At 71.9% G+C, this 26279-nt stretch carries 29 protein-coding genes and 1 pseudogene; 15 read left to right on the forward strand and 15 right to left on the reverse strand.

Features of this window, described 5'->3' with window-relative positions:
- Positions 1 to 3: 3 nt before the first annotated feature.
- The 4 genes from vioD to V1227_RS03205 all read left to right on the forward strand — a co-directional run bounded on the left by vioD (position 4) and on the right by V1227_RS03205 (position 2942).
- The gene (gene vioD / locus V1227_RS03190) at positions 4 to 1122 is read left to right on the forward strand and encodes a capreomycidine synthase (RefSeq protein ID WP_329790951.1); all 1119 of its coding nucleotides are present in this window, start codon (positions 4 to 6) and stop codon (positions 1120 to 1122) included.
- Complete coding sequence (gene gntD, locus V1227_RS03195; RefSeq protein ID WP_329790952.1) at positions 1109 to 2140, forward strand: guanitoxin biosynthesis L-enduracididine beta-hydroxylase GntD; 1032 nt, start codon at positions 1109 to 1111, stop codon at positions 2138 to 2140. The genes vioD and gntD overlap by 14 nt, the downstream gene beginning before the upstream one ends.
- Before the next feature lie 13 nt (positions 2141 to 2153).
- Positions 2154 to 2384, forward strand: coding sequence for an MbtH family protein (locus V1227_RS03200; protein WP_090096381.1), 231 nt, complete (start codon positions 2154 to 2156; stop codon positions 2382 to 2384).
- 102 nt (positions 2385 to 2486) lie between these two features.
- Positions 2487 to 2942: a hypothetical protein gene (locus V1227_RS03205; RefSeq protein ID WP_329790953.1), complete on the forward strand. Its 456-nt coding sequence runs from the start codon at positions 2487 to 2489 to the stop codon at positions 2940 to 2942.
- Here V1227_RS03205 and V1227_RS03210 read toward each other — a convergent pair.
- Positions 2933 to 3888: pseudogene (locus V1227_RS03210) on the reverse strand (zinc-binding dehydrogenase). The gene V1227_RS03205 and the pseudogene V1227_RS03210 sit on opposite strands and share 10 nt — an antisense overlap.
- Before the next feature lie 49 nt (positions 3889 to 3937).
- Here V1227_RS03210 and V1227_RS03215 point away from each other — a divergent pair.
- Entirely contained in the window at positions 3938 to 4510 is a 573-nt protein-coding gene (locus V1227_RS03215) for a TetR/AcrR family transcriptional regulator (RefSeq protein WP_329790954.1), read from the forward strand.
- Positions 4511 to 4653: 143 nt separating this feature from the next.
- Here the strand turns inward: V1227_RS03215 and V1227_RS03220 are convergent, their stop codons facing one another.
- Positions 4654 to 4998, reverse strand: coding sequence for an SbtR family transcriptional regulator (locus V1227_RS03220; protein ID WP_329790955.1), 345 nt, complete (start codon positions 4996 to 4998; stop codon positions 4654 to 4656).
- 182 nt (positions 4999 to 5180) lie between these two features.
- Between V1227_RS03220 and V1227_RS03225 the strand changes: the two genes are divergently transcribed.
- The 4 genes from V1227_RS03225 to V1227_RS03240 are packed head-to-tail and all read left to right on the forward strand — an operon-like array spanning position 5181 to position 8243.
- Positions 5181 to 6083: a DMT family transporter gene (locus V1227_RS03225; protein WP_329790956.1), complete on the forward strand. Its 903-nt coding sequence runs from the start codon at positions 5181 to 5183 to the stop codon at positions 6081 to 6083.
- The gene (gene epsC / locus V1227_RS03230; RefSeq protein WP_329790957.1) at positions 6080 to 6721 is read left to right on the forward strand and encodes a serine O-acetyltransferase EpsC; all 642 of its coding nucleotides are present in this window, start codon (positions 6080 to 6082) and stop codon (positions 6719 to 6721) included. Before V1227_RS03225 ends, epsC begins: the two co-directional genes overlap by 4 nt.
- 22 nt (positions 6722 to 6743) lie before the next feature.
- Positions 6744 to 7742, forward strand: coding sequence for a cysteine synthase A (gene cysK / locus V1227_RS03235; protein WP_329790958.1), 999 nt, complete (start codon positions 6744 to 6746; stop codon positions 7740 to 7742).
- Positions 7743 to 7748: 6 nt separating this feature from the next.
- On the forward strand, positions 7749 to 8243 hold the full coding sequence (locus V1227_RS03240; protein WP_329790959.1) for a cupin domain-containing protein: 495 nt from the start codon (positions 7749 to 7751) through the stop codon (positions 8241 to 8243).
- A gap of 46 nt (positions 8244 to 8289) precedes the next feature.
- On the opposite strand, the gene V1227_RS03245 is transcribed toward V1227_RS03240, so the two are convergent.
- Positions 8290 to 9141 carry a trypsin-like serine protease gene (locus V1227_RS03245; protein WP_329790960.1) on the reverse strand — a complete coding sequence of 284 codons (852 nt, stop codon included), beginning with the start codon at positions 9139 to 9141 and terminating at the stop codon, positions 8290 to 8292.
- Between the two features lie 124 nt (positions 9142 to 9265).
- Here V1227_RS03245 and V1227_RS03250 point away from each other — a divergent pair, with 124 nt between their 5' ends.
- Positions 9266 to 10282 (forward strand): Ppx/GppA phosphatase family protein, encoded by a 1017-nt coding sequence (locus tag V1227_RS03250; protein ID WP_329790961.1) that lies wholly within the window; start codon positions 9266 to 9268, stop codon positions 10280 to 10282.
- Here V1227_RS03250 and V1227_RS03255 read toward each other — a convergent pair whose 3' ends face one another.
- From V1227_RS03255 to V1227_RS03265, 3 genes are all read right to left on the reverse strand, one after another.
- Positions 10283 to 10495, reverse strand: coding sequence for a hypothetical protein (locus tag V1227_RS03255; protein ID WP_329790962.1), 213 nt, complete (start codon positions 10493 to 10495; stop codon positions 10283 to 10285). It lies immediately after the preceding gene.
- An 80-nt stretch (positions 10496 to 10575) separates the two neighbouring features.
- A complete protein-coding gene (locus V1227_RS03260) occupies positions 10576 to 11913 on the reverse strand; it encodes an alpha/beta hydrolase family protein (RefSeq protein WP_329790963.1) in 1338 nt (445 codons plus the stop codon).
- Positions 11914 to 11967: 54 nt separating this feature from the next.
- Complete coding sequence (locus V1227_RS03265) at positions 11968 to 12240, reverse strand: helix-turn-helix transcriptional regulator (RefSeq protein ID WP_329790964.1); 273 nt, start codon at positions 12238 to 12240, stop codon at positions 11968 to 11970.
- A gap of 26 nt (positions 12241 to 12266) precedes the next feature.
- Between V1227_RS03265 and V1227_RS03270 the strand changes: the two genes are divergently transcribed.
- Positions 12267 to 12440, forward strand: a complete 174-nt coding sequence (locus tag V1227_RS03270) for a hypothetical protein (RefSeq protein WP_329790965.1) — start codon at positions 12267 to 12269, stop codon at positions 12438 to 12440.
- A 250-nt stretch (positions 12441 to 12690) separates the two neighbouring features.
- Here V1227_RS03270 and V1227_RS03275 read toward each other — a convergent pair whose 3' ends face one another.
- Both V1227_RS03275 and V1227_RS03280 read right to left on the reverse strand, forming a co-directional pair.
- The gene (locus tag V1227_RS03275; RefSeq protein ID WP_329790966.1) at positions 12691 to 14031 is read right to left on the reverse strand and encodes an endo-1,4-beta-xylanase; all 1341 of its coding nucleotides are present in this window, start codon (positions 14029 to 14031) and stop codon (positions 12691 to 12693) included.
- A 323-nt stretch (positions 14032 to 14354) separates the two neighbouring features.
- Positions 14355 to 14969: a TetR/AcrR family transcriptional regulator gene (locus tag V1227_RS03280; protein ID WP_329790967.1), complete on the reverse strand. Its 615-nt coding sequence runs from the start codon at positions 14967 to 14969 to the stop codon at positions 14355 to 14357.
- A gap of 471 nt (positions 14970 to 15440) precedes the next feature.
- Between V1227_RS03280 and V1227_RS03285 the strand changes: the two genes are divergently transcribed.
- The 3 genes from V1227_RS03285 (at position 15441) to V1227_RS03290 (ending at position 17985) form a co-directional block, all read left to right on the forward strand.
- Positions 15441 to 16592 (forward strand): pyridoxamine 5'-phosphate oxidase family protein, encoded by a 1152-nt coding sequence (locus V1227_RS03285; protein ID WP_329790968.1) that lies wholly within the window; start codon positions 15441 to 15443, stop codon positions 16590 to 16592.
- Positions 16593 to 16803: 211 nt separating this feature from the next.
- A complete protein-coding gene (locus V1227_RS40520; RefSeq protein ID WP_442916516.1) occupies positions 16804 to 17055 on the forward strand; it encodes a 2Fe-2S iron-sulfur cluster-binding protein in 252 nt (83 codons plus the stop codon).
- Positions 17056 to 17178: 123 nt separating this feature from the next.
- On the forward strand, positions 17179 to 17985 hold the full coding sequence (locus V1227_RS03290; RefSeq protein WP_329790969.1) for an SAM-dependent methyltransferase: 807 nt from the start codon (positions 17179 to 17181) through the stop codon (positions 17983 to 17985).
- A 45-nt stretch (positions 17986 to 18030) separates the two neighbouring features.
- Here the strand turns inward: V1227_RS03290 and V1227_RS03295 are convergent, their stop codons facing one another.
- Positions 18031 to 19479, reverse strand: coding sequence for a hypothetical protein (locus V1227_RS03295; RefSeq protein WP_329790970.1), 1449 nt, complete (start codon positions 19477 to 19479; stop codon positions 18031 to 18033).
- 138 nt (positions 19480 to 19617) lie between these two features.
- The gene (locus V1227_RS03300; protein WP_329790971.1) at positions 19618 to 21042 is read right to left on the reverse strand and encodes an FAD-dependent monooxygenase; all 1425 of its coding nucleotides are present in this window, start codon (positions 21040 to 21042) and stop codon (positions 19618 to 19620) included.
- A 144-nt stretch (positions 21043 to 21186) separates the two neighbouring features.
- On the opposite strand from V1227_RS03300, the gene V1227_RS03305 reads away from it, so the two are divergent.
- Positions 21187 to 21588: a PGPGW domain-containing protein gene (locus V1227_RS03305; protein ID WP_329790972.1), complete on the forward strand. Its 402-nt coding sequence runs from the start codon at positions 21187 to 21189 to the stop codon at positions 21586 to 21588.
- Here the strand turns inward: V1227_RS03305 and V1227_RS03310 are convergent.
- The 5 genes from V1227_RS03310 to V1227_RS03330 all read right to left on the reverse strand — a co-directional run bounded on the left by V1227_RS03310 (position 21577) and on the right by V1227_RS03330 (position 26261).
- Positions 21577 to 22227, reverse strand: coding sequence for a uridine kinase family protein (locus V1227_RS03310; protein WP_329790973.1), 651 nt, complete (start codon positions 22225 to 22227; stop codon positions 21577 to 21579). The two genes, V1227_RS03305 and V1227_RS03310, sit on opposite strands and share 12 nt — an antisense overlap.
- A gap of 13 nt (positions 22228 to 22240) precedes the next feature.
- Entirely contained in the window at positions 22241 to 23725 is a 1485-nt protein-coding gene (locus V1227_RS03315) for a family 43 glycosylhydrolase (RefSeq protein ID WP_329790974.1), read from the reverse strand.
- 154 nt (positions 23726 to 23879) lie between these two features.
- A complete protein-coding gene (locus V1227_RS03320; protein ID WP_329790975.1) occupies positions 23880 to 24617 on the reverse strand; it encodes a D-Ala-D-Ala carboxypeptidase family metallohydrolase in 738 nt (245 codons plus the stop codon).
- Positions 24618 to 24735: 118 nt separating this feature from the next.
- Positions 24736 to 25941 carry an RNA polymerase sigma factor gene (locus V1227_RS03325; RefSeq protein WP_329790976.1) on the reverse strand — a complete coding sequence of 402 codons (1206 nt, stop codon included), beginning with the start codon at positions 25939 to 25941 and terminating at the stop codon, positions 24736 to 24738.
- On the reverse strand, positions 25938 to 26261 hold the full coding sequence (locus V1227_RS03330; RefSeq protein WP_329790977.1) for a YciI family protein: 324 nt from the start codon (positions 26259 to 26261) through the stop codon (positions 25938 to 25940). Before V1227_RS03330 ends, V1227_RS03325 begins: the two co-directional genes overlap by 4 nt.
- Between the last annotated feature and the right edge of the window lie 18 nt (positions 26262 to 26279).

Consider the following 26279-nt stretch of genomic DNA (forward strand, 5'->3'; position numbering starts at 1 on the left):
CCGATGAAGTTCGAACCAGCACCTCTCGAGGACTGGATGCGTCTGTACTACTTCGCGGTCGACGACGACATCGGCAGCAGCGGGGTGGAGGACTACTCGCTCGCCGACCTGCGGGCGGTGCTCGGCATCGACGCCGCCGAGCTCGACGCCGTGGTGTTCCGCGACAGCACCTCGTTCGGCGGCGAGGAGGTCCGCACCGCCATCGCCGACGAGTGGGGGACCGGCGACCCCGACCGGGTCATGGTCACGCACGGCGGCAGCGAGGCGATCTACCTCGTGCTCAGCACGCTGCTCGACCCGAGCGACGCCGTCGTCGTCACCGAACCGACCTACCACACGCACACGTCGATCGCCCGGACCATGGGCTGCGAGCTGCGGGTGTGGCCGCTGCGGCCCGAGAACGGGTTCCGGCCCGACCTCGACGACCTGCGTGCCGTGGTCGACGGCGCCAAGGCCGTCGTCGTGAACTTCCCGCACAACCCGACGGGGGCGTCGCTCACGCCGGAGCAACGCGACGAGTTCGTCGCGATCTGCCGCGAGGCGGGCGCGTACCTGGTGTGGGACCAGGCGTTCCGCGAGATGGTCGTCGAGGGCGAACCGCTGGTGGACCCCGTGCACGACTACGACAGGGCCATCTCGATCGGCACCCTGTCCAAGGGCTACGGCCTGCCGGGGCTGCGGGTCGGCTGGGCGATCGGGCCGCAGGACGTGCTGCGCGGCACGCTGGAGCTGCGCGACCGCATGACGCTGCACCTCTCGCCGTTGGTCGAGCTGCTCGCCACCCGCGTCGCGCGCAACGCGGGCCTCCTGGTCGGTGCCCGCATGGAGCAGGCCCGCCACAACCTGGGGCTGCTGCGCCGGTGGGCCGCCGACCACCCGGACCTGATCGACCTGCCGGAGCCGATGGGCGGCGCTTCCACGTTCCCGCGGCTGCTCGGCCACGCCGACACCACCGGCTTCTGCCACGACCTCGCGAGGGAGCACCGCACGCTCCTCGTCCCGGGGTCGTGCTTCGGTGACCCGGCCCGCGTCCGGCTGGGCTACGGCGGCCCCACCGCCTCGTTCACCCGAGGCCTCGACACGCTCGCACTCGCAGGGGAGAAAGCCCGTGTTCAGAATTGACCTGTCCGACTCCGACGTCGCCGAGGCCGGCGCCCTGGTCGCGTCCCTGGCCGAGCGCTACCGCACGGTCGAGGACCTGGCCTTCGTGCGCGACGCCACGATCATCGCCCACGAGCTGCCCCGCGCCCTGCGCGCGGGCCTGACCGAGTTCCGCCTCACCGAGCCGCACCCGCTGTGCGTCGTCGGCGGCTACCGGATCGACGACGCCGGCATCGGCCCGACGCCGGCGCACTGGAAGGACTGCGGCGGCGAGGGACGTCCCACGCTCGCCGAGGACCTGTTCTTCTACCTGTGCGCGTCGCTGCTCGGTGACCCCATCGCGTGGTCCACCCAGCAGGACGGCCGGCTGCTGCACGACGTCTTCCCCATCAAGGAGCACCAGTACGAGCAGCTCGGCTCCGGCAGCGAGGAGCTGCTGACGTGGCACATCGAGGACGCGTTCCACCCGATGCGCACGGACTACGTGGGCCTGATGTGCCTGCGCAACCCCGACGGCGTCAACACCACCTACGGCTCGCTGGAGGGCGTCGACCTCCCGGCGGACGTCGTCGAGGTGCTGCGCCAGGAGCGCTTCCCGATCCGGCCCGACCGCTCGCACCTCGCCGCCAACCGCCAGAACGACGAGGAGGACGAGCAGCTGCGCCGCCTGCGCGACCGCAGCTACGAGTGGATCTCCGGCCTGGACGCGAACCCGGAGCCCATCGCGGTCCTCTTCGGTCCGCAGGAGGACCCGTACCTGCGCCTGGACCCGTACTTCATGGAGGTCCCCGCGTCGGACCCCGAGGCGGCCGCCGCGCTGGACGCGATCGTGAAGGCGATCGACGCCAACATCTCCGGCTACGCCCTGAAGCCCGGTGAGGTCCTGTTCCTGGACAACTACCGCGGCACGCACGGCCGGGAGCCGTTCAAGGCCCGTTTCGACGGCACCGACCGGTGGCTCACCCGCCTGAACATCGCGCGCGACCTCCGCAAGTCGCGTGCCCACCGCCGCAGCGCGGACGCCCGCACCATCTACTGAAAAGAGCCGATCAATGCGCACCAGCCCTTTCGACGACGAGGACGGCCGCTTCTTCGTGGTGGTCAACGACGAGGGCCAGCACGCCCTGTGGCCCGCGACGCTCGCCACCGTGCCCGACGGCTGGACCGTCGTGCACGGCGAGGAGACCCGCCAGTCGTGCCTCGACTACGTGAACGAGCACTGGACCGACATGCGCCCGCGCAGCGTCCGCGAGCAGCTCGACCGCGCCGCCGCGCGGCACTGACGGCGTGAACGCGAACCCCGCGCCCGGCCGGTCCGGGTGCGGGGTTTTGCGCTGAGGCGCAATGGCTACTGCGAGTGCGCGTGCGCGCTGTTTACTGCCGCCATGCGTTCGAGAAGCTTCAGCAGGATCGTCCGCCGGGTCACCGCCGCAGCAGCGGTGGCGCTCTCGGTGATCACCGTGAACACCCCGTCCGCCGGCGCCGCCGCGCAGGAGTTCGTCTTCTCGGGACCGAGCTACGGCTACGCCGGGGCGACGTTCGACTGGACCGGCCGCAGCTCGGTCGGCAACATCGACCTGATCGTCTCCGACTGGGGTTGCGACGCCAAGCCGGTGTACGCGTACTTCCTGTTCTACAACGGGTCGCTCACCCCGGACACGACTCCGACGCGCCGCTACGACCACTCGGGCTGCGACAAGGAGGACTACTCGACCTACAACAACCTGTCGTGGTCGATCAGCGGCGACTCGATCACCTACTTCGCCGTGGTGGTCTGCCGTGACGCGTTTGACGGGCCGTGCAAGGCGAGCGGCCTGTCCGGCCGCAACCCCTACGCCTGAGCGGTCAGCACGATCCTGCCGAAGACCTCGCCCGCGTCCATCTTCCGGTGCGCGAGCGCGGCCTGCTCCAACGGCAGCGCCTCGTGCACGACGGCCCGCAGTTCGCCGCGAACCGCGGCGGCGAACTGCGCGGCCCCCACCGCCCGCCTGTCCTCTTCGGACATCGTGTCGGCGCTGAACGTGCTGAAGGACAACGATTTCCGGAACATTGCCATCATCCGCGTGCTGACGTCTCCGGGCGGAGGCCCGGCGACGGCACCGACCACGACGAGCCGCCCGTTGGGGTTGAGCCTGTCGAGGAACGACGGCAGGTCCTGCCCGGCCACGACGTCGACAACGACGTCGTAGCCGTCGTTCGTGGTGCCGGAGCGGCCCAGCACGTGGGTCGCTCCGAGCACGCGCAGCCGTTCGCCCCGTGCGACCGAAGACGTCGTGACCGCCACGGCCTTCGCGCCCCGCCGGGCCGCGAGCTGGACCGTCATGGTGCCGATGCCGCCGGACGCACCGCGCACCAGCACGGACTCGCCGGGGAGAAGCGGGCGTGGGCCAGGCCGAAGTGCGCCACCACCCCGGCGCCGCCGAGCGCCACCGACTCCTCGGCGGACAGCCCCGCGGGGAGCTCGACGACCACGCCGGCCGGCACGACCGCCAGTTCGGCGTACCCGCCCCCGACGCCGGTGGGCGCCCACACCCGCCGCCCCACCCAGGACGGGTCGACCCCGCCGCCCGTGGAGAGCACGGTGCCCGCGACCTCCCCGCCGGGCACGTGGCCCTCCCGGAAACCGTAGGCCGCGAGGTCGCCGCGCCTGATCAGGACGTCGGCACCGCCGACCGCGGCCGCCTCGACCGCCACGAGCACCTGCCCCTCGGCGGGAACGGGATCGGGGAGGTCGACGACGACCAGTCCATCCGGTGAGCCGAACGTCTGCACCGCAATGGCTTTCACGACACCGACGTTAGATGGACGCACCCGTCCACTTCGCTAAAGTGAGAGCATGACAGCGCGTTTGTCCCACCCCGTGCGCTCCGATGCCCGGTACAACCGCGAGCACATCCTCGAAGCGGCCCGCGAGGTGTTCGCCACCGACGGCCTGAGCGCGCCGATGCGCGAGGTGGCCCGCCGCGCGGGCGTCGGCCCCGCGACCCTCTACCGCCACTTCCCGACCAAGGAGGCGCTGGCCACCGAGGCGTTCGCCGAGCAGATGCAGGCCTGCGAGGTCATCGTGCGCGAAGGCCTCGCGGACCCCGACCCGTGGCGCGGCTTCTGCACCGTCATCGAGAGGATCTGCGCCCTGCACGCCCGCGACCGGGGCTTCACCGCGGCCTTCACCTCCAACTTCCCCCGCGCCCTGGACTTCGCGGGCAGCCGCGAGCGGTCGTTGAAGGCGGTCGCGAAGCTCGCCCGCAAGGCCAAGCGGACCGGCCGGCTGCGCGAGGACTTCGTGGTCGACGACCTCGTCCTGGTGCTCATGGCGAACGGCGGCATCCGCGCCGCGACCCCGGAGGGCCGGGCCGCCGCGTCCCGGCGCTTCGCCGCGCTCGTGATCAGGGGGTTCGCGGCGTACTGATCAGGTCGCGCGGGCCGGGCCGATCTCGGCACGGCAAACAACCGCTCGGCTGAGGCGGTGGGTTCGCCGTGGTGCTGGGTCGCCATCGCGGTCCCGACGGTCGGTGTGTCGCGTTCGTGGTCAGGGGTTTCGCGGCGTACTGATCAGGTCGCGCGGGCCGGACTGATTCCGGCCGCCGCCACGGTGAACGACCGCTCGGCCGAGGCGGTGGGTTGGCGGTGGTGCTCGGTCACCATCGCGATCCCGACGATCAGCGACACCATCTCCATCGCCGTGACGTCCGGCGCCACCGCGCCCTCCGCCACCGCCCGGCGCAGCAGCGGCCCGGCGGCATCGCCGATCGCCGTCGCGCAGGAGTTCTCCCCGACCGGGTCCCCGTCGTGGGCGAGTGCCGTGGCGAGCCCTTTCGCGGTCACGCAGTAGGTGACCAGCTCACCCAGCCACGTCAGCAGCGCCGACCGGCATGGCGGGCCGGCCGGAGTTCGCACGGGCGCTGGGGCTGCCGCTCACGAGCTTCGAGGAGTGGGCGCGGGAGCACCTGGCCTGAGCCCGCCGGGGCGAGCGCCTCGTAGTCGGCCCGCTTCCCAGCGTGAGCGGCTCCACCACGCCACTAGTCGCGACTGGTGAAGTATCCGGACGACTACAGACTGATGACCCGAATCGAGAAACAATGGACAAGGCATCCGTCGCTCGCTTCCTGCTGCTGGCTCTGCTGTGGGGGAGCAGCTTCACCTTCATCAAGGTGTCCCTCGAAGGCTTGACGCCGGGGCAGCTCGTGCTCGCCAGACTCGTTCTGGGGGCGGCGGTGCTGCTCAGCATCGCGGCCGTCCGCAAGGTCACCCTGCCGCGCTCCGCCCAGGTCTGGGGCCACATCGCCGCCGCGGGCCTGTTCGGCAACGTGATCCCGTTCCTGCTGCTGTCCTACGGCGAGAAGACCACGGGCGCGGGCATCGCGGGCGTCCTCATCGGCGCCACACCGCTGCTGACGCTGGCGCTCGCCACGGCCGCGCTGCCGACGGAGCGGGCGACCTCGCGCAAGGCGGTCGGCCTGGCGCTGGGCTTCGTCGGCGTGGTGCTGCTGATCGGCCCGTGGCACGAGTCGCTCGGGTCGCTCAGCGGCAGGCTGGCCTGCTTCGGCGCGGCCATCAGCTACGCGATCGGCTTCGTGTACGTGCGCAAGTACCTGTCGCCGCTCGGCCTCGCGCCGCTGGCCCTGGCCGCGTCGCAGCTCGTCTCGGCGGCGGTGCTGCAGGCGCTCGTGACGCCGTTCCTCGAGTGGCGCACGCCGAACTTCACCGGCCCGGTCACGCTCAGCATCGTGCTGCTCGGCCTGCTCAGCACCGGCCTGGCGTACGTGCTCTACTTCCGCCTCATCGGCGACGTCGGCGCCACCACCGCCTCGGCGGTCAACTACGTGGTCCCGGTGTTCGCCGTGCTCGTCGGCGTGACGTTCCTCGGCGAACCCGTCACGTGGAACCTGCTGGCGGGCGGCCTGGTCGTGATGGTCGGCGTGGCCTACGCGGAGAACCGGCTCGGACAGCTGCGCAAGGAGAAGGCGGGAGCGGTCCGGTGACCCCGCGGGCGCTGCTGCGCGTGGTCCTCGACGACCTCGACATGGTCATGGACCGCGACCCGTCGATCCTGTCGCGCAGCGAGGCTCTGCTGCACCCGACGGTCATCGCGATCTGGGGCTGGCGCGTGTCGCACCGGCTGCACCTGCGAGGTCACCGCCGCGGCGCCCGCCTGGTCATGGTCCTCGCCCGCCTGCTCACCGGGGGCATCGAGATCCACCCCGGTGCGCGGATCGGCCGCGGCTTCTTCATCGACCACGGCGCGGGCGTCGTGATCGGCGAGACGGTGGAGATCGGCGACGACGTCACGATCTTCCACCAGGTGACGCTCGGCGCGGTCGGCTGGTGGCACGACAACCAGCGGCCGGAGGGGTCGCGACGGCACCCGAAGCTCGGCGACCGGGTGGTCGTCGGGGCCAACGCGACGATCCTCGGCCCCGTCACCGTCGGGCACGACTCGGTGGTGGGCGCCCAAGCCCTCGTGATCCGGGACGTGCCGGCCGACTCGCGCGTCCTCGCACCGTTCTCCATCCCGAACCTGAGGTCGAGCCGCAGCGTCGCGAAGGCGGCCCGCCCACGCCAGTCCGTGGTCGTCGCGGGCCAGCGGCACAAGGGCGCGGCGGTGTTCCCCAGCTGGTGAAAACCAACCGATCGGAGTGCTCGTGGAGACCCGGCTCAGTCAGCCCCTCACCCGGCGGCCGCCCGCCCGCTCGCTCGTCGACCTGATCGGCGGCACACCCACCGTCCGGCTCGACCTCGGCGTCACGACCGCGCAGCTCTTCGCCAAGCTGGAGATGGCCAACCCGCTGTCCAGCGTGAAGGACCGCGCCGCGCTCTACATGATCAACGGCGCGGAGCAGCGCGGGCAGCTCAGCAGGGGCACGGGCACCATCGTCGAGGCGACCTCGGGCAACACCGGCATCTCGATGGCCGCCATCGCCGCCGCACGCGGCTACAGGTGCGTGATCGTCCTGCCGGACAGCGCCACCAGCGAACGCCTGCAGCTGCTGCGCGCGTTCGGCGTGGAGATCGTGCTGACCCCGTACCAGGAGGGCTACGCGGCGGCGATCGCGAAGGCCGAGGAGATCCACCGCGAACGGCCGGGCTCGTGGTTCGCCTGCCAGCACGAGAACCCCGACAACGTGGCGGCGCACTACGCCACCACCGGCCCGGAGATCTGGAACGACACCGACGGCGAGGTGGACGTCTTCGTCTGCGGCGTCGGCACCGGCGGGACGCTCAGCGGCACGGCGCGGTACCTGAAGGAGCGCAACCCCGCGATCCGCGTGGTCGCGGTGGAACCGGAGGGCTCACCCGTGCTCAGCCAGGGGTGGGGCGGCCTGCACCGCATCCCTGGCCTGAACGGCGGTTTCGTCGCCCCGACGACCGACGTCGACGTGATCGACGAGGTCCTGGCGGTCTCCAACGAGGACGCCTACGACACCGCGCGGGAGCTGGCGCGGACGGCGGGACTGCTGGTCGGCGTCTCGTCCGGCGCGGCGGCACACGCCTGCCGGGTCCTCGCGGCACGCCCGGAGCTCGCGGGCAAGAACTTGGTCACCGTCTTCCCGGACACGGGCGAGCGGTACCTCTCGTGGTTCAACCAGGAAGACACGACGGCTCACAGCGGCGAGAAGCACGAAGCGATCAACGAGGAGTGACCAGACATGACTCAGGTGTCCAACATCCTGCTTCCCGGCGAGGGTGAGTCGGTGCAGATCGGCACCACCACCCACACGACCTTCAAGGCGAGGGGCAGCGAGACGGACGGCCGGCTGGGCCTGTACGAGCACCGCATGGCCGCCGGAGCGCCCGGTGCCTCGCCGCACGTGCACAACGAGCAGCTGGAGGCGTTCTACGTCCTGCACGGCATGGTGGAGCTGCACCTCGACGGCAAGTCGTTCGCCGCCCCGCCCGGCACCTACGTGAACGTGCCGATGGGGGTCTCGCACGGGTTCCACAACCCGTACGACGACCAGGCCACGATGCTCATCATCTTCACGCCCGCGCTCAACCGCGAGGAGTACTTCCGCGGCCTCGCCGAGATGTACGCGGACGGCAACAAGCCCAGCGAGGACGAGCTGCTGACGCTGATGGCGAAGTACGACCAGTTCGAGGTGACGATGAACGGCCACAACGTCCCGAACTGGGGCCGGCACTGAGAACGGACGCGGGGCGGGCGCTCGAGGGCGCCCGCCCGCGCACCGGTCAGGGCAGGGTCACGAACGGGCGCAGGAAGTCCCGCGCGCCGGGCGTGTCGAGCCGGTAGACGACGTTGGTCGCGTAGCACGGCGAGTCACCGGTGATCGTGGTGGCGGCGAGGACCCGCTTGCCGTCGATCGTGGCGAAGTTCGGGCCGCCGGAGTCGCCGTAGCAGGCCCCGCCGTTGCCCTGCGGCGCGGTCATGGCGAGCCGGACCCACGCGTTGTTCAGGGCGTTGAACGTGACCGGCGCCTTCATCCGCACACCGCCACCGGGGTGCGTGTGCCCGCCGGGACCGCGGCGGGCCTCCTGCGTGCCGTAGCCCGCGACGACCCACGACGTGTCGTCGAGCCCCTGCGGGCCGAGCTGGCCCAGGCGGTTCGCGGTCGGCAGCGTCGCCGGGGTGAACGACCACCGGGCCTTCATCTGCGCGGCGGAGACCTCGACGACCGAGATGTCGTGCGTGTCGGCCGCCGTGCCGGGGTAGGCCGGGTGGTTGTGCGCGGTGCCGGGGACGCCGACGGCCGCGGCGATCTGCGCCGGGGTGCCGGTGGCGTTGTCGAGCGCGGACTGGACGTCCTGGTGCAGCGAGACGTAGAACTTCACGTTCGCCGGCCAGTCGCTGGTGCAGTGCGCGGCGGTGAGGAAGGTGTCGGCGTCGGCCATGGTGCCGCTGCAGACCCAGTCGACGCGGTCCGGGGTCGCCGGGTCGTCGTCGTTGTCCCAGGTGGCGACGAGTGCGCCGACCTCGGTGCGTTCGGGCGCGGGCGTGGCGTTGTAGGAGTTGATCGCGGACGCGGGAAGCGCTGCTGCGACGAGGATGGCGGCGGTGGCCGCGGTTGCCCTGATCAGACGCATGGAGTTGCTCCTTCGACGGCTGCGCGGATTCAACCTCCGCGCGCGCCGTCCCGGAAGCGTTCACAGATGACTGGCATGGCCGCCGCGGGCGAATAACACCCTCGAACGCGGGTACGCGCTCCCCATGCGTCTTGGTGTGCTGGACATCGGGTCGAACTCCGCGCAGCTGCAGGTCGTCGACGTCCGCCCCGGTGCGCCACCCCTGCCCGCGCACTCGGTGAAGGAGCCGACGCTGCTCGGTGAGGAGATCGAGCCGGACGGGTCGGTCAGCCCCGCCGGGGTCGAGCGGGTGGTCCGAGCCGTGGCGGACGCGGTCGGCGCCGCCTACCGGCACGGCGTCGACCAGCTCTACACGTTCGCGACCTCGGCGGTGCGCGACGCCACCAACCGCGACGAGATCGTCGACCGCATCCACGCCGACGTCGGGATGCGGCCGCAGTTCCTGTCCGGCGAGCACGAGGCACGCCTGACGTACCTCGCCGCGCACCGCTGGTACGGGTGGTCGGTCGGGCGGTTGCTGGTGCTCGACATCGGCGGCGGGTCCATGGAGATCGCGCTCGGGCGGGACGCCGACCCGGAGCTCGCCCTGTCGCTCCCGCTCGGAGCGGGTCGCCTGACCAGGGCGTTCCTGCCGAGCGACCCGCCGCGGCCCCCGGAGTTGAAGGCGTTGCGGCGCCACGTGCGCGAGACGCTGGCCGAGGTGGTCGACCGGCTGCGCTGGGAGAGCGTGCCGCGCAAGGTCGTCGCCACCTCCAAGACGTTCAAGCAGCTGGCCCGGCTCGCGGGGGCGCCGCCGCAGCGCGAGGGCCCGTTCGTCGACCGGGACCTCACCGTCGAGGACGTCCGCCGCTGGATCCCGCGGCTGGCCAGGATGTCCGCGGCGCAGCGGGCGAGGTTGCGCGGTGTGTCGCAGCCCCGGGCCAGGCAGATCCTGGCCGGTGCCGTGGTCGCGCACGCCACGATGAGCGCGCTCGGTGTGGAACGGCTCCAGGTCTGCCCGTGGGCGTTGCGGGAGGGGATCATGTTGCGGCACCTGGAAACCACGGCGGACAGCGCGGTCGCCCTGCCGTTGCAGCCGCTCGTGCGCCTGCCCGAACAACCCGATGCCACGGTGACCCCGTTGCACCAGCCCTCGGAGTAGTCACGGCACGGGCGGGGAGGGCGTTCCGCACTCCTTCGGTGGTGAACGCCCGGGCCGATCAGCCGTGGCCTGCGGCCCCGGGGCCGAGGTGGGGGACAGCAGCAGGTGCAGCGCGCCGAACGCCGGTTCGGACTCGACGCCGGCACCGCGCACCACCCGCATGCCGGGGACACGGGCCGCAACCGCTGGGAGGCCGAGCTCCTCATCGGGCATCGGTGCCGTAGTCGTACCACCGGCTCCCGGTCGTGCTCTCACGCCACCGCCGCCGGGAGCCGGACCGCGGGGAACTCCTCTCAGGGACAGGCGGAGAACAACTTCCGGGTGCCGGGACCCGCGTACGCCGCCCGATCGGTGAACCGGCACCCGAACGTCTCCGAGGCCACCGCGGACCGGTCACCGACGGCGTCACCGGCGGGCTTCCTGCCGCGGTCGGTCCACGCCACCAGGTCGTCCCAGGCCGCACCGACCTCCGAGGGCGAGAACTCGCAGTGGTCCACCGTGCGGATCGCCCGCTGCACCAGCCACCTCGACTGGCCGTTGCGGGCGACGTCGCCGCGGTACTCCTGCTCCATCGAGAACGGCACGAACAGGTCGCCCAGACCGTGCAGGGAGACCACCGGCACCCGCGGCTTGCCCGCGATCCTCGGGACCTCGGTGAGCGCGGGGGACAGGCGTGAGCGCCAGTCGGCCGGCAGGACCCGTTGCACCGCGCGGTTCAGGTCGACCGGCGAGCTGGGCTGGTAGCGGGTGCCGAGGTTGGTCGCGAGGCGGCCGGGGTCGAAGGCGAGCGGCGCGTCCGGGGCGGGCGGGGAGGCGAGGCCGAAGAGGAAGTTCTTCCAGAACGCGAACGCGGGGGTCGCGCCGGGACGGGGGCCGCCGCTGCGTTCGACCGTGACCGCGCGGAACTGGGCGCCGCGGGCGGTCACGGTGTCGGGGCCGCCCGGTACGAGGGTGGTGAGCCCCAGTTCCTCCTGGATGCGCGGCACCACCGCGGTGAGGTAGTCGGCCGCGACCGGGTAGGTGCCGATGCCGGAGAGCTTCTGGGCCGTCAGCTGGTAGTCGAGGAAGAAGTCGAACAGCTCGTGGTCGCCGAGCACGCCGCACATCGGCAGGGCGCCGTCGTAGAACCCGGGGTACTGCTCCAGCGAACGGCCGATCACGTGGCCGCCCATCGAGACGCCCGCGATCAGGACCTGCTCCGGCCTCGCCACCAGCGTGCCGAAGTGGCGAGCCAGGTCGTGCGTGGCCTGGACACCGGCGCGGACGTCGTACCCGTTGCCGTAGTAGGAGGACGCCGCCCACGCGTAGCCCTGGCCGAGCAGGCGGGTGCGCAGTCCGTAGGCGGGCGGGTCCACGGTGAGGACGGTGCCGGTGCCCCGGTAGCCGTGTGCCCACATGGCCAGCCGGCCGTTCCAGTTCGGGGGCACCTCGACGATGTACGCGGAGTGCCTGTGCACGCCCTGCAGCACGCGCGTCGGCTTGCCGCCGACGACCTCGGGCTTCAGCGGCGGGTTCGAGATGGTGTAGCCCGGCAGGGGCTGGTCACCGGGCGTCGGTGGTGACGCCAGCGCGGGAGCACCACCCGCGAAGAGCACCAGTCCGAGCAACGACACCACGAGCCGTGTACGCATGCCACACCTCCGTCGGGCTCCATTCCACCCGCCGGACGCGTCCCGGTCACCCCCTCAACGGCCGAATGACGAACCGGTCCGGTCGTCGCCGAGGAGGCCGGGGTGGTCCTTGAGCCGGCGGCGCGAGGCCACGCCGAGCTTGCGGAAGATCGCGCGCAGGTGCGCGTCGACCGTGCGCTTGCTGATGAACAGCTGGGTGGCGACCTCGGTCGACGTGGCACCGGCGGCGCAGCCACTCGCCGTGGAGCAGGTGCGCGCGGCCCTGGTCCGGGCGCAGCGGCGCCTCCGCCAGGCACTCGACGGCTTCGCGGTAGTCGTCCTCAGCACCGGTCACGAGGCCGCGGGCGTACGCCGTGACGCCCCGGCCGGAGCTCGCCTGGTCCGGTGACGTCGCCCGCCGCGCGAAGGAACTCGAGAAGGGCAACGGGGGTGCGCGGGTGATCGCCGCAGCGGTCCTGAGGATCACCGCGGCGATCACCGCGTCCACCGCCGCGGTCACGGCGGTCGTGGTGACCACCGTGACCTGACGGCTGCCGGGCGCTCGGAACACGAGCGCGGGCAGGGGGTGCGGTTCGAGCCGCGGGAGGGTGGTGCGGTCGAGCCGCGGAAGCGGGCCGGGCGGTGCCGTGGCAGTGCTTGCCACTGCCACGGCACCGCCCAATGCCGCAGCGCCTTCCACGCGCTGGGGCTGCGGGCATCACGGCCACCGCCGTCAGCCGCGATGCCCTGCCCGGTGCGGGAGGTCCCCGACGGGAGCCGGGGACCTCCCGCCCCCGATCACGCGGCCTGGCAGGAGATGCTCGGCCAGTTCCAGTTGCCGCCGTGCTGGATCGTGAACCCGAACGTGTTGCCGCTGCCGTTGGGCCGTGCGGTCATGACGTTCGCCGACGGCCAGGTCGCGCTGGTGTTCCAGGTCGCGATGATCCGCTGCGGTGAGCTGACGGTGACCGTGACGACCCAGTTGTCCGTGCCCGAGACGGTGACGTTGCCGTTGAAGCGGTCATTCCACTTCTCGCCCTCGGAGTACGTCGCGGTGCAGCCCCCGCCGCCGGGGTTGCTGGACGTGGTCGTCGTCGTGGTGGGCGGCGTGGTGCCGGTGCCGCTGTTCAGGGCGTTGAGGACCGAGTTGTACGCGGCCTTCTTGTTGCCGCTGCCGTCGAACAGCAGCGGGGTGCCCGAGGCACGCCACGAGTCGGTGTCGCGGATGCCCCACACCGTGATGCCCGTGCAGCGGGCGACCGCGAGGCACGCCTGCGTGACGCCCTGGTACTGCTGGGCCTGCGTGCTGCCGGAGCCCTCGATGTCGAGCTCGGTGATCTGCACGTCCACGCCGAGGTTCGCGAAGTTCTGCAGCGTGGTGTGGTAGTTGGACGGAACGGGGTTGCCGCTGTTGAAGTGGGCCTGGAAGCCGACGCAGTCGATCGGCACGCCGCGGGACTTGAAGTCCTGCACCATCCGGTAGACGCCCTGGGTCTTGGCGTGCGACCAGTTGTCGGTGTTGTAGTCGTTGTAGCAGAGTTTGGCGCCGGGGTCGGCCGCGCGGGCGGCGCGGAACGCCGCCTCGATCCAGTCGTTGCCGGTGCGCTGGAGGTTCGAGTCACGACGGCCGCCGCTGCTGCCGTCGGCGAACGCCTCGTTCACCACGTCCCAGGCGTAGATCTTGCCGCGGTAGTACGTGGCGACCTGGGTGACGTGGTTCAGCATCGCGTTGCGCAACGCCGTGCCGGACATGTTCTGCATCCAGCCCGGCTGCTGCGAGTGCCACGCCAGCGCGTGGCCGCGGATCCGCTTGCCCTGGCCACGGGCCTGGTTCACGATCCGGTCCGCGTTGCCGTAGCTGAACTGGTTCTGGTTCGGCTCGGTCGCGTCCATCTTCATCTCGTTCTCGGCCGTGACCATGTCGAACTCACGGTTCAAGATCCCGACGTAGGTGGAGTCGCTCAACTTGTTCGCCGCGACGGCGGTGCCGAAGTACCGGCCGCTCTGCTGAGCGGCGGCGGCGAGGGTGGAGGCGGCACCACTGGCGGGCGAGGCCGCGAGGACCGCGGCACCCACGGTCGCGGCGACCAGGGTCGACACGAGCGATGCTCGTGCAACTGACTTCGCTGTCAGCGTCATTTTCGGCGCTTTCTGGAGAGCACCCGCGAAAATACGGGTGGAAACGGTATTCGGGCGAGGAGAACCCGGTTCGAGCGGGCGGATCGCGCCAAATCCGCTCCCCGCTCGACTCAGGTCCCCAGCAGTATCAGCAGACGCGCTCGGCCCGATCAAGGCCTGTTCACCCGGCTGGTCTCCCGTCGCAGGGGATCGGGAACGGGTGAACCGGAGTCGAATCACCGTCGAACGCGCAAGTCGGCGGGTCGATCGGTGTCAGGCCGTTCGACGCGGTGGTTGTGAATGTTTCGAAAACTTCCGGGCCGTGGATTCACCACCCGGTTCTGTCAGGAGGGACCGGCGAGGTAGCGGGTCACCATGTCGACGAGCTCCTCCTCGATCTTGCCGACGGGCTGCTCGAACGCCGCCAGGCGGTGCGTGTTCAGCTCCACCGTGAAGACGACGAGGTCGACGGCCGCGTCGAGGTCCCGCACGCGCACGTCCGGGTGGCGGGCGAACACGGCACGGACCTCGGCGGTGCGCTGCTCGCCGTGCCGGGTGATCGTCTCGCGCAGCTCCGCGGAGAGCTGACCTTCCTCGATCATGATCCGCAGCAGCCGCGGGTCGTCGCGGTGGTTGTCGATCGCGTCGCGGACCAGCGCCCGCACGACCGACTCCAGCGAGCCCGGTGAGAAGTCGAGCCGGTCGGCCCGCGTCCAGGTGCCGCGGTCGATGTGGCGGACCATCAGCTCGGCGAGGATCGCGTCCTTGTTCGGGAAGTACTGGTACAGCGACCCGATCGACACGCGGGCCTGCTCGGCGATGCGGTTGGTGGTGCCCGCGGCGTACCCGTGCTCGGAGAAAACGTGAGCAGCCGCGGTCAGGATGCGGTCGCGGGTCAGCTCCGCGCGCACCTGCCGGGGCTTGCGACGTGGCTCGACATCGCGGTTCGACGACGGCATGGCGTCCTTCCCGAAGGCAGGGCGAAAGCGAGCACCCAGAACATGAGCAAAAGCTCATAATAGCGCGATGAGCTGCGGAAACGAGGTGACACACCGGCTCGGTACCGTGGAGGAGGTCGAAGCCGTCATCGGACGCCCGGCGTCGGTGGTCGTGCTGAAGCAGCTCTCCGCGCTCGACGACGGCTGCCTCGACGTCCTCGCCCGCAGCCCGATCGCCGGCTTCGGCCACCGGGACTCCGCGGGCACGAGCAGGACCACGTTCATCGGTGGCGCCAAGGGTTTCGTGCGCTTGCACTCGCCAACGCGGATCTCCTTCCCGCTGGACGGGGCCGCCGACGGCCCGGCGTCGCTGGTCTTCCTCCTGCCGGGAGCGGGGGAGACGTTGCGGGTCAACGGTGTCGTGCGCCGAGGCGGTTTCGACGTCGAGGAGGTGTACGTGCACTGCGCCCAGGCCGTGCTGCGGTCCGGGCTGTGGCAGGCGCCCGCCGCGGCACCGCCCGCCCCGAGGTGGGGGACGGGCCGCTCGCGGCGCCCGGCGTCGCGGACTTCGTCGCCGCCGCACCGTTCCTCGTGCTGTCCACCTGGGACTCTTCCGGCGGGAGCGACACGAGTCCGCGCGGCGACCAGCGGCAGGTGGCGCGGATCGTCGACGGCCGCACGCTCGTCATCGCGGACCGCCGGGGCAACCGGCGGGCGGACACGCTGCACAACCTCTTGAGCGACAACAGGATCTCGTTCGCGGCGCTCGTGCCGGGACGCAACGGCGTGCTGCACGTCCGCGGCAGGGCGACGATCACCGTGGACCCGGCCGTGCTGGAACCGTGGTCGCTGCGCGGCGTCCCGCCGCACGCCGCCTTGCCGATCGACGTCGAGGCCGCCGAGTTGACCGCGAACGACGCGGTGACGCGTTCCCGGCTGTGGAACCCGGCCGCCCGCGGGGAGGTCCCGGACCTGATGGCCCTCGCGAGCCGGCACCTCGCCGCGAACTCCCCGAAGGGGCGCTCCGTGCTGCTCGGGATCGCGGCACGGGTGCCGGTGCGGTGGTTGCGGGCGTTGGTGAACCTCGCCTACCGCTCGGGCCTGCGCAAGGAGGGCTGCGAGGTCGCCCCGCTCGAAAGCCGGGCGACCGCACCGGAAGCCGATCCGGTGCGGGAGGTGCGCGTGGTCGAGGTGCGGCACGAGACACCGAGCGCCGTGACGCTGGTGCTGGAGGACGGCAGGCCGTTCGACTTCCTGCCCGGCCAGTTCTTCACGCTGGTGACCGACGTCGACGGCGAGCAGGTGCGCAGGCCGTACTCGGCGTCCTGCGCACCGGGTGGCACGCGCCTGGAGGTCACGGTCAAGCGGGTCGGCCGGTTCTCCACGCACGTCCGCTCGCTGCGGCCCGGCGACCGGCTGGGCGTGCGCGGCCCGTCCGGTGCCTTCCGGGTGGGGATCGGCCACGACGTCGTGCTGGTCGCGGCGGGCAGCGGCATCACGCCGGTGATGAGCGTGATCCGCACTCTGCTGGCCGGACCGGGCGGCGACCGGATCGCCCTGCTCTACAGCAACCGGACCGCCGAGGACACGATCTTCGCCGCCGAGCTCGCCGCACTGGGGGAGGAGCACCCCGATCGGTTCTAGGTCACGCACGTGCTGACGTCCCGCGACGGACGCCTCGACGGCCCTCGTTTCCGGAGCTGGACGCGAGAACTCGCGCTCGGACCGACCGCCCGGTTCTACCTCTGCGGGCCCGAACCCCTCGTGGAGAGCCTGCGGCGAACGCTGGAGCAGCTCGACGTCCCGGACGACCACATCACGCCGAGAGCTACACCAGCGCCTCAGCCTCGGCTGGATCCGCCACGCCGCAACGGATGCGGGTCGAGAGCGGTGGCCGCGCCGTCGGCACGGCGGTGGTCGAACCGGGCCGGACGCTGCTCGACGCCGGCCTCGCCGCGGCCTGCCGATGCCCTGCAGCTGCACGGTCGGCAGCTGCCGGGAGTGCGCGGTGAAGCTGCTCAGAGAACAGGTCTCCCACCAGACGCCGGACGGCCGTGTGCTCACTTGCACGAGTGCACCGCTGACGGACGTGACGCTGGAGGTGTAGCCCTCGTCCGGTTCGCCCAGGTCCCCGGTCTGGCGGAGCTCGGGGTCCACGGCCCGTGGGTTGATCTTTTCGCGGCAGCGGGTAGCGTGCGCCGCACGACTGCGAGCAACGTTGGGGGCGTGGATGACGGACGAGACTGCTGCTCCGGGCGGGGTGGACCTGACCCGCCCGAGCGCGGCGCGCGTGTACGACTACTACCTGGGCGGCGCGCACAACTTCGCCGTGGACCGGGAGATGGCCGAACGGGCGATCGGGCTGTGGCCGGACCTGCCGCAGATCATGCAGGCGAACCGGGCGTTCCTGCGGCGCGCGGTGCAGTTCTGCGTCGACGCCGGCATCCGCCAGTTCCTCGACCTGGGTTCCGGCATCCCCACGGTGGGCAACGTGCACGAGGTGGCGCAGAACCTGGCGCCCGACGCCAGGATCGTCTACGTCGACAACGACCCCGTCGCCGCCGCGTACAGCGAGAACATCCTGCGCGGCAACGACCGCACGGCCGTCGTCCAGGCCGACCTGCGCCGGCCGGACCAGGTCCTGGACCACCCGGCGGTGCGGTCGCTGCTCGACTTCGACGAGCCGGTCGCGGTCATGATGGTCGCGGTGCTGCACTTCGTGCCGGACAGCGACGACCCGGCGGGCATCATCGCCCGGTACCGCGAGGTGATGGCGCCCGGCTCCTACCTGGTGCTGTCCCACGCGAGCCAGGACGGCCAGCCGGGGCAGGCGGACTCCCACCAGGACCTGTACCGCCGCACGGCGACCCCGATGACCATGAGGTCCAAGTCGCAGGTCGCCGCGCTGCTGGAGGACTTCGACGTCGTCGAGCCGGGAATCGTGTTCTTCCCGCAGTGGCGGCCCCTGTCGCCCGAGGACGTCGACGACAACCCCGAGCGCTTCACCGGTCTCGCGGCGGTCGGCCGCAAGGCCTGACCGGTCCGGGCACCGTCCTGTGCGGACGGTGCCCGGCTCCCGCCACTACCGCGCCACGACCACGGTCGTCTCCGCCACCCGCTCGTTGTCGGTGGGGTTGTTGTCGTCCCGGCCGTCGAGGCGCACCCGCGCCTTGAGCGTCGCCTTGCCCAGCGCCGCGTCGTCCGCGGAGTAGGTGTAGGGGAACGCCACGACCTCCGTGCCGTCCTTCGCCACGGTCCGCCGGGTCGTGCCGACGACGGTGTGGTAGCCGTCCGCCCTGCGGCGCAGCAGCTCCACGACCACGGCCTCGTCGTAACGGGTGTTGGTCACCGACACCACGACCTGGCCGGTCTCGCCGGCCTTCGCGGAGGCGGGTGCGGCGATGTTCGACACCGTGACGTCGTGCGTCTCGATCTTCACCTTCTGGGGCGTGGTGCCGGTGCGGCCGTCCGCCGTGTACCCGGTGATCGTGAGCTCGTACTCGCCGTCGGCGGCGTAGCGGTGCGACACCTCGGCCTGGCCGGGAACCGCGGGGATCGGTGCCGACGTGCCGTCGCCGAAGCGGACCTCGCCACCCGCGAGCCAGCGACCGGCCGGGTCGCCGGGGTCGATGCCGAAGCGGACCTGGTCGAAGACGCCGGGCTGCTGCGGCAGCACCCACGACGCGAAGGGCTTGACCTGCGGCGCTTCCTCCAACCGCACCGTCAGCGGTGCCGAGCCGTACACGTCGTCCGAGACCCGGACGTAGTAGGTCTCGCCGGGCGTGACGGCGAAGACCACCGGGTGGTGCGAGGTGTGCCGGCAGTCCACTTCGGACAGCGAACCGAGTGCGGTGCCGCGGAAGACGGCGACGGCCGCGCCGCTGCCGGGCTGGGTGACCTTCGCCGCGAGGAACCCGCTGCCGCCCGCGGTGTGGCGGTACCACACCGACCGCGTGGAGGGGTACTGGCACGCGGGCTTCGGCTCGCCCGGCTCGAGCGTGGAAGGGCTCGGGTCACCGGCGACGTCGGTGTTCAGCGGCAGGTCGGCGGCCGACGCGAAGTCGTCGTTCGCCGCTCTCGGCACGAGCTCCAGCCCGAACGTCACAGGCCCGGCGAACGTCGTGTCCTGCACCAGGAAGTGGTAGGTGGTGCCGGCGGTGACGGCCAAGGTGGTGGAGCCGCCGCCGTGCGGGGCCTGGCAGGCGTCCGTGACCCACGTCAGCGCGCCGCGTTCGCCCGTGTGGGCGGAGATGGCGGGCTTCTCACCGTCGGGCCGGTCGGTCGACATCTTGACGAACCCGTCGACGGGCGCGGTGTAGCGGTACCAGACGCTGCTGGTGCCCCACCAGCAGTGCGACGGGTCGTCGCTGCCCGTGGTGGCCCCACGCGTGTCCACAGTGGACGCGAACGGCAGTGAGGTGACCGCCGTGGCGTCGGCGAAGTCGTCGTTGGACGGTGGTGCCGCGTGGGCGGCACCCGGTGCCAGCGCGGCGGTCAGCAGGACCGCCGCACCGATCATCAATGCGCGCAAGGAAGAACCCCAGTGTCCGTGGGCCGCTCCGGCGCGGCCCCTCATGGGCAGAAACGCGCGCCACGGCACCGGGGATGGCTCCCCGCGCAAATTCGATCATCCGCACCAACGGCGCGGGGCCAACGGGAGGCGTCCCGCCTACGCCGCGCCGAACCAGCGGGCGAGGTGGTCGTCGAGGTCCTGCTGGAGCTCACCGGCCCAGGCCACGTACCCGTCGGGCCGCACCAGGACGGCCGGGACGTCCAGCTCCGCGGCGGGATCGGTGACGAGGTCCACGCGGTCCCGCCAGGCCCCCGCCGCCAGCCGTCCGGTCCGGTCGAGCACCAGGCCGCGGCCCCCGCGCAGCCGCTCGTGGAGCCGGCCCTCGTCCAGGGTGACGTCCGGCATCCTGCGTCCGACCAGGTCGTGGCCGGAGCCCAGGTCGTAGCGGATCCCGAGCCCGGTGATCTTCTCGGTCAGGTGCCGGTTGACCTCCTCGAAGCCGACCAGTTCGGTGAGCAACCGCCTCAGCGCCCGCGCGCCGGGTTCGGGGGAGTGCAGCGCCACCTGGGCGCGGGTGTTGTCGAGGACGTCCGCGGCGACCGGGTGGCGTTCGGCGTGGTAGGTGTCGAGCAGCGTCGCGGGCGCCCACCCGCGGACCTGCGCGGCGAGCTTCCAGCCGAGGTTGACGGCGTCCTGCAGGCCGAGGTTCAGGCCCTGGCCACCGGCGGGCGGGTGGACGTGCGCCGCGTCGCCCGCCAGCAGCACGCGTCCGACCCGGTACCGGTCGGCCAGCCTCGTCGCGTCGCCGAAGCGGGACAGCCAGCGCGGTGAGTGCACCCCGAAGTCCGTTCCGGCGACGGCCCGCAACTCCCGGCGGAAGTCGTCGACGGTGGGCGGTTCCGCGCGGTCCTCGCTGACCGCCGCGCAGGGGACGACGACCCGGTAGATCCCCTCGCCGAACGGCGCGAAGGAGAACACCCCGCTCGCCCGGCTGACCTCGGCGGCTCGGGCGGCGATCTCCTCCGGCGGCGCGCTCGCGGCCATCTCGCCCATCAGCGTGTCGTTGCGCGAGGGTTCGCCGGGGAAGCCGACACCGAGCAGCTTCCGCACGGTGCTGCGCGCGCCGTCGCACCCGACGAGGTAGCGCGACCGCAGCCGCTCGCCGCCCGCCAGTGCGACCGTGACGCCCTCGTCGTCCTGCTCGACACCGGCGACCGCGTCGCCGCGCCGGACCTCCGCGCCCAGGGCGAGCGCGTGGTCCTCGAGCAGGCGCTCGGCGACCGGCTGCGGGATGCCGAGCAGGTGGGCGTGCTCGGAGTCGAGGCCTTCGGGCGCCGGCGCCGGGATGGCGGCGAAGAGACCACCGGCCGGCCGCCGCCTCCCGCGTTCCAGGAAGCGGTCCAGCAGGCCGCGCATCGCCAGGATCTCCAGGCTGCGCACGTGGAGGCTCACCACGCGCACGAACGACGACGCGGGCTCGGGCTCCTTCTCCAGGACGAGCACCCGCACGTCGTGCAGCCGCAGCTCGGACGCGAGCACCGCGCCCGTCGGCCCGCACCCGGCAATGATCACATCGAACATGAACCACCCGTTCGCACAGAGTTCCCCTTGATCACGGCGGCCGATTGTTCGGCAGCCCGGTGACCGGTCGCAACCGATATCGCGCGGTCCGGCGTGCGGGTCCGGGCCACACCGGAGATCCTGGACACGACGGGGGAGGTCACCGTGAAACGCGTGGGCGTGGTCGTGCTCGGAACAGTGCTGCTCCTCGTGGGGATCGCGCTGCTCGTGCTGCCCGGACCCGGCCTGCTGCTCGTGCTCGCCGGCCTGGTCACGCTCGCGTCGGAGTTCCCGAAGCTGGAGCGCTACGTCGACCCGGTCCGCGACCGCGCGATGAAGGCGGCGGAGGACAGCGTCTCCACGCCGCTGCGCATCGCCTTCTCCGTGGCGGCGGGCCTGGGGCTGATCGCGGCGGGCGTGGTGTGGGGCGTCGTGGAGTGGGTGCCCCTGGCGGGGTGGAGCACCGGCACGAGCCTCATCCTCTCCGGGCTGGTGCTGCTGGGCCTGCTGGGGTGGAGCTACCGCAAGGTCCGCGCGCGGCGGGGCACCGCGAGGTCACGCGGCTGACCGGTCCGGATCACCGACGACGACCTCGGTGGCGGGGTCGTGCCGCAGCCGCGCCGTGCCGTCCACCACGAGCGTCGCCCTGCGCCAGGGCTGTTCGCGGAGCAGGAACGGCAGTTCCTCGGCCAGCCACGCGGCGACGTGCCGCCGTTGTTCGGGGGAGTCGCCGTCCCGCGCCACCAACCGCCGTTCCTGCTCGTCCAGGTCGCCCTGCACCCAGAGAGCGGCGTCGAACCACGGCGCGAGCGCCTCGCGGACGACCCCCGTGCCCTCCACCCACACGACGTCCACGCCCGCGGGGACGCCGATCGCGCCGGGTCGGCCGTGCGCGGCCCAGGCGGGCGGCCGGAACCGCACCGCCTGGCCCCGGTGCAGCGGCCGCAGCACGTTGTCCGCCAGCAGGTCCGCCCAGTCGAAGAACGCCTGGTTCCACGCGATGTCGTCGGTGTGCACCACCGCGGACGAGGTGACGACCGACCGCAGCCGCCGCACGAGGGTGGACTTCCCGGCGCCACCGCGGCCGTCGACGGCGATGAGCACCGGCCGTCCCTCCACGCCGGGTGGGCGCAGCCGGGCGACCACGTCGGACAGCCGCTCGACCCGCCAGCCCGTCGCCTCGGTCTCCCCGGGGTGCAGCCGCACGTCACCCTCCCCGTCAGCGGTGGGCGACGGCGAAGTCGTCGAACGCCGCACCGGTGTTGAAGACGCGGACACCGTTGGCGCCACTGGCGAAGCTGGTGTCCGTCACGGAGATCCTGGGTGTCGTCAGGTCACCGGCGTAGACCTTGATCGACGAGCCGATCGCCTCGACCCGCAGGTGGTGCCGGGCGTTCGGCCGCACGGTCACCGGCGCCGACGCCAGCTGCGTCCAGCTGCCGTCCGCCTTGCCGAGCACGACCCGCCCGTTGCCGGTGATGCCCGCGTAGTAGCCGCGGTAGGCGTCGGTTCCCGTGCTCGCGGCCGTCGCGCGGAACACGACGCCGCTGTCCCCGGAGGCGGACCTCGGGATCACGGTGACGTCCTGGACGAAGTCCGAGAAGTTCGTGTCCAGCAACGACTTCCCGCCGAAGGAGTGGCCGGTCTCGTACCGGCCGGTGCTCGCCGACCAGGTGCCGCCGTGCGTGGTCCAGCCGAGGGCGTTGCGGTCGTCGAAGTCGTCCTGCACCCGCATGGTGACCGGCTGGATGGTGCCGTCGGCGTTGAACGTCATGCGGTCGTAGGCGAGCTGCCGGTCGTTGGCGCCGGTGCGGCTCAACGGCCTGCGGTGGTAGACGATGTACCAGATGTCCGTGCCCGGCACGTTGATCACGGAGTTGTGGCCGGAACCCCGTGCCACGGCGGCGTCCTGGGCGAGCACCCGGCTGATCTTGGTGAACGGGCCGGTGGGGGAGTCGGAGATCGCGTAGGACACCGCGTAGTTCGGGCCGGTCCAGCCGTCCTCTGACCACATGAAGTAGTACTTGCCGTCGCGCTTGAACATCTGCGAGCCCTCGGTGAAGTTCGCCGGGGTGATCTCCTTGTACGTGCTGCCGTCCGGGAACTGGCCCAGGCTCGTCATGTCCGCGTTGAGCTTGACAACGTTGGCATGGCCCCAGCCGCCGTAGTACATGTACGCCTGGCCGTCGGTGTCGATGAAGACGTCCTGGTCGATCGGTTGCGCGCCGTTGACGAACTGGCTGATCAGCGGCTTGCCGATCGCGTCCCGGTACGGGCCCTCCGGCCGGTCGGCGACCGCGACGCCGATGCCGCCGAGCTCGGAGTTGCTCTGGATGTCGTTCGCGCCGAAGTACAGGTAGTACTTGCCGTTGCGCTGCACGGGTGCGGGGGCCCACACGGCCCGGCGTGCCCATGAGACGTCCGCCTTGGTCAGGACGTTGGGATGCTTGGTCCAGTTGACGAGGTCGGCCGAGGAGAAGGCGTCGAGGTAGGTCTGCTCGTCGTAGGGGCGGGACGAGGTGGGGAAGACCCAGTACCTGCCGCCGTAGACGGCCACGTCGGGGTCGGCGTACCACCCGTCCACGAAGGGGTTGCCGGCCTCCGCCGTCGAGAAGTCGGGCACGGCCGCCGCAGAGGAGGCCACGGCGGGCGCACCGCCGAGCAGCAGGGCGGCCAGAGCGGCGCTGATCAGCCTTGACGTCAACGTCTTGTCCAATCTGCAGGGTCGGACAGCTTTACAACGTTGTAAGCACGCTGCGCATCGATCCAAACACCCGCCGTGCGGTGCTGTCCAGGCCGGAGAACGACAACGCGGTGGCCGGCAGCCCGCCGGTCACCGCGTCGTGGGTGCTCCGGCGTCAGATGCCGCAGCTCGGGGCGGACCAGAAGCGGGATGACCTGTGCGCGACGTGCACGTGGTCGTTGTGGCCGGTGTAGCCCGGGCCGAGGATCTCGTTGAAGCCGTGGTTGCGGGCCTGCCGCGCCAGCGCGCAGAAGCCCTGGGCGCCGGCGCCCAGGTCGACGGCGTCACCGTAGAGGTGGCGGCTGCCGGCCGCGCCGCCGACGGCGTTGTTGCAGGAGACGCTGCGGAAACCGCCGTTGACGTCGATCGGGCGGTCGCCCATGGCGTGCCGCATGGCCTGCAGCTTCCACATCGACACCAGGGCGTTGGCGCGGGCGGTCGCGGCGGAGACGTTGCCGCCCGACCAGTCGGAGTTGCAGTTGTTCAGCTCGTCGTAGGAGAAGTTGACCGGCGTGCAGTCGTCGTCCTGCAAGGCGTAGAGCTTCGAGAACGTCGCCGACCCGGCGATGCCGTCCGCGCCGAGGCCGTAGGCCTGCTGGAACCGCGTGACGGCGGCCTTCGTGGCGGGCCCGAACTGGCCGTCGATGCCGAGCACGGCGCCGTAGCCCGGGTAGCCCGCCACCCGGATCTGCAGCTGGCGCACGTCCTCGCCCGACGCGCCTTCCGACAGGGTGCGTCCCCAGGTGTAGCAGGCGTCGGCGGCCGTCACCGGGTCCGCCTGTGCTGTCGCGGCGGGGGTGACGACGACGGCGGAGAGCAGGGCGACGACCGGTAAGAGGAAGCGGAGTTTCATGACAAGCGGCACCTTTCGATCACAGGGAGGTGCAGCTTTTCGAGTCCGCGCCGGATCTGTCAACGAGCCACCAAATGAACTCTGAGTTCGACGAAGAGAAACCACCTGGATGGCCCTGTCACGCCGGCTGGTCGCGGCGCCGGACCAGGTGCGCGATCTCCGCCGTGTTGCCCGTCAGCTCGACGGCCCGGTCGTAGGCCGCCCGGGACTCCGCCGTGCGTCCCAGGCGGCGCAGCAGCTCGGCGCGCGTGGCGTGGAACGCGTGGTAGCCGGCCAGTTCCGGCTCCAGGCGGTCGACGACGGCCAGCGCGACCTCCGGCCCGTCCAGCTCGGCCACCGCGACGGCCCGGTTGAGCGCGACCACGGGGGAGGGGTCGATGCGGACGAGCTGGTCGTAGAGCGCGAGGACCTGAGACCAGTCGGTGTCGTGCATGTGGCGGGCCGAGGTGTGCACGGCGTTGATCGCGGCGAGGACCTGGTAGCGGCCGGGAGCCACCCCGGCGGCGAGCCGTTCCCGCACCAGTGCGTGCCCCTCGGCGATCAACGCGTGGTCCCAGGCGCCGCGGTCCTGTTCGTCCAGCGGGACCAGCTCGCCCCCGGCGAGGCGGGCCGGGCGGCGGGCTTCGGTGAGGAGCATCAGCGCCAGCAACCCGGTCACCTCGCCGTCGTGCGGCAGCAGCGCGTGGAGCAGCCGGGTCAGCCGGATCGCCTCGGCGGTCAGGTCCGGCCGCACGGGGCCGGTGCCGGGCCCGGTGGCGAGGTAGCCCTCGTTGAACACCAGGAAGAGGACGGTGAGCACGCCCGACACGCGGGCGGGCAGGTCCTCGGCCGACGGCACCCGGTACGGGACGCGCGCCGCCTTGATCTTGGCCTTCGCGCGCGTGATCCGCTGTCCCACGGCGCTTTCCGCCACCAGGAACGCGCGCGCGATCTCGGGCACGGTCAGCCCGCAGACGAGGCGCAACGTCAGCGCCACCCGCGCCTGCACCGCCAGCGCCGGGTGGCAGCACGTGAAGACGAGCCGGAGCCGGTCGTCGTCGACGGCGCCGACGGGCTGCGGCTCGTGCACCACGAGTGCCTCCCGGTGCTTGTCGTCGCGCTTGGCCTCCCGCCGCAGGCGGTCGACGGCCTTGCGCTGAGCGGTCGTGGTCAGCCACGCGCCGGGGTTGGGTGGCACGCCGTCGGCCGGCCACCGTTCGACGGCGGTCGCGAACGCCTCGGCGGCCGCCTCCTCGGCGAGGTCGAGGTCGCCGAACCGCCTGGTGAGCGCGGAAACCACCCGCGCCCACTCGTCGCGGTGGGCGCGGGTGACCGCCTCGGTCACCGAAATGGCCGGACCTCGACCCTGCGGTGGCAGCTGCGCGACCCTTCGGAGGCGAGCGCCAGCGCCACGTCGAGGTCGGGCGCCTCGACGATCCAGAAGCCGGCGAGGTACTCCTTGGACTCGAGGAACGGCCCGTCGGTGACCAGCGCCGCGCCGTCCCGGTTGTCGACGACGGTGGCCGCCTCCGGCGAGGCCAGCCCGCCCGCGAACACCCAGTGGCCCCCGGCCCGCAACCGGTCGTTGAAGACGTCGATCGCGGCGTCCACCTCGGGGGTGGTGATGCCGGTGCCGTCGTCGACCACGGAGAACAGGTACTGCATCGAACGATCCTCTCCTGT

Origin of the sequence: Lentzea sp. DG1S-22 (assembly GCF_036321065.1) — a bacterium.
GTDB classification, from domain to species: domain Bacteria; phylum Actinomycetota; class Actinomycetes; order Mycobacteriales; family Pseudonocardiaceae; genus Lentzea; species Lentzea jiangxiensis.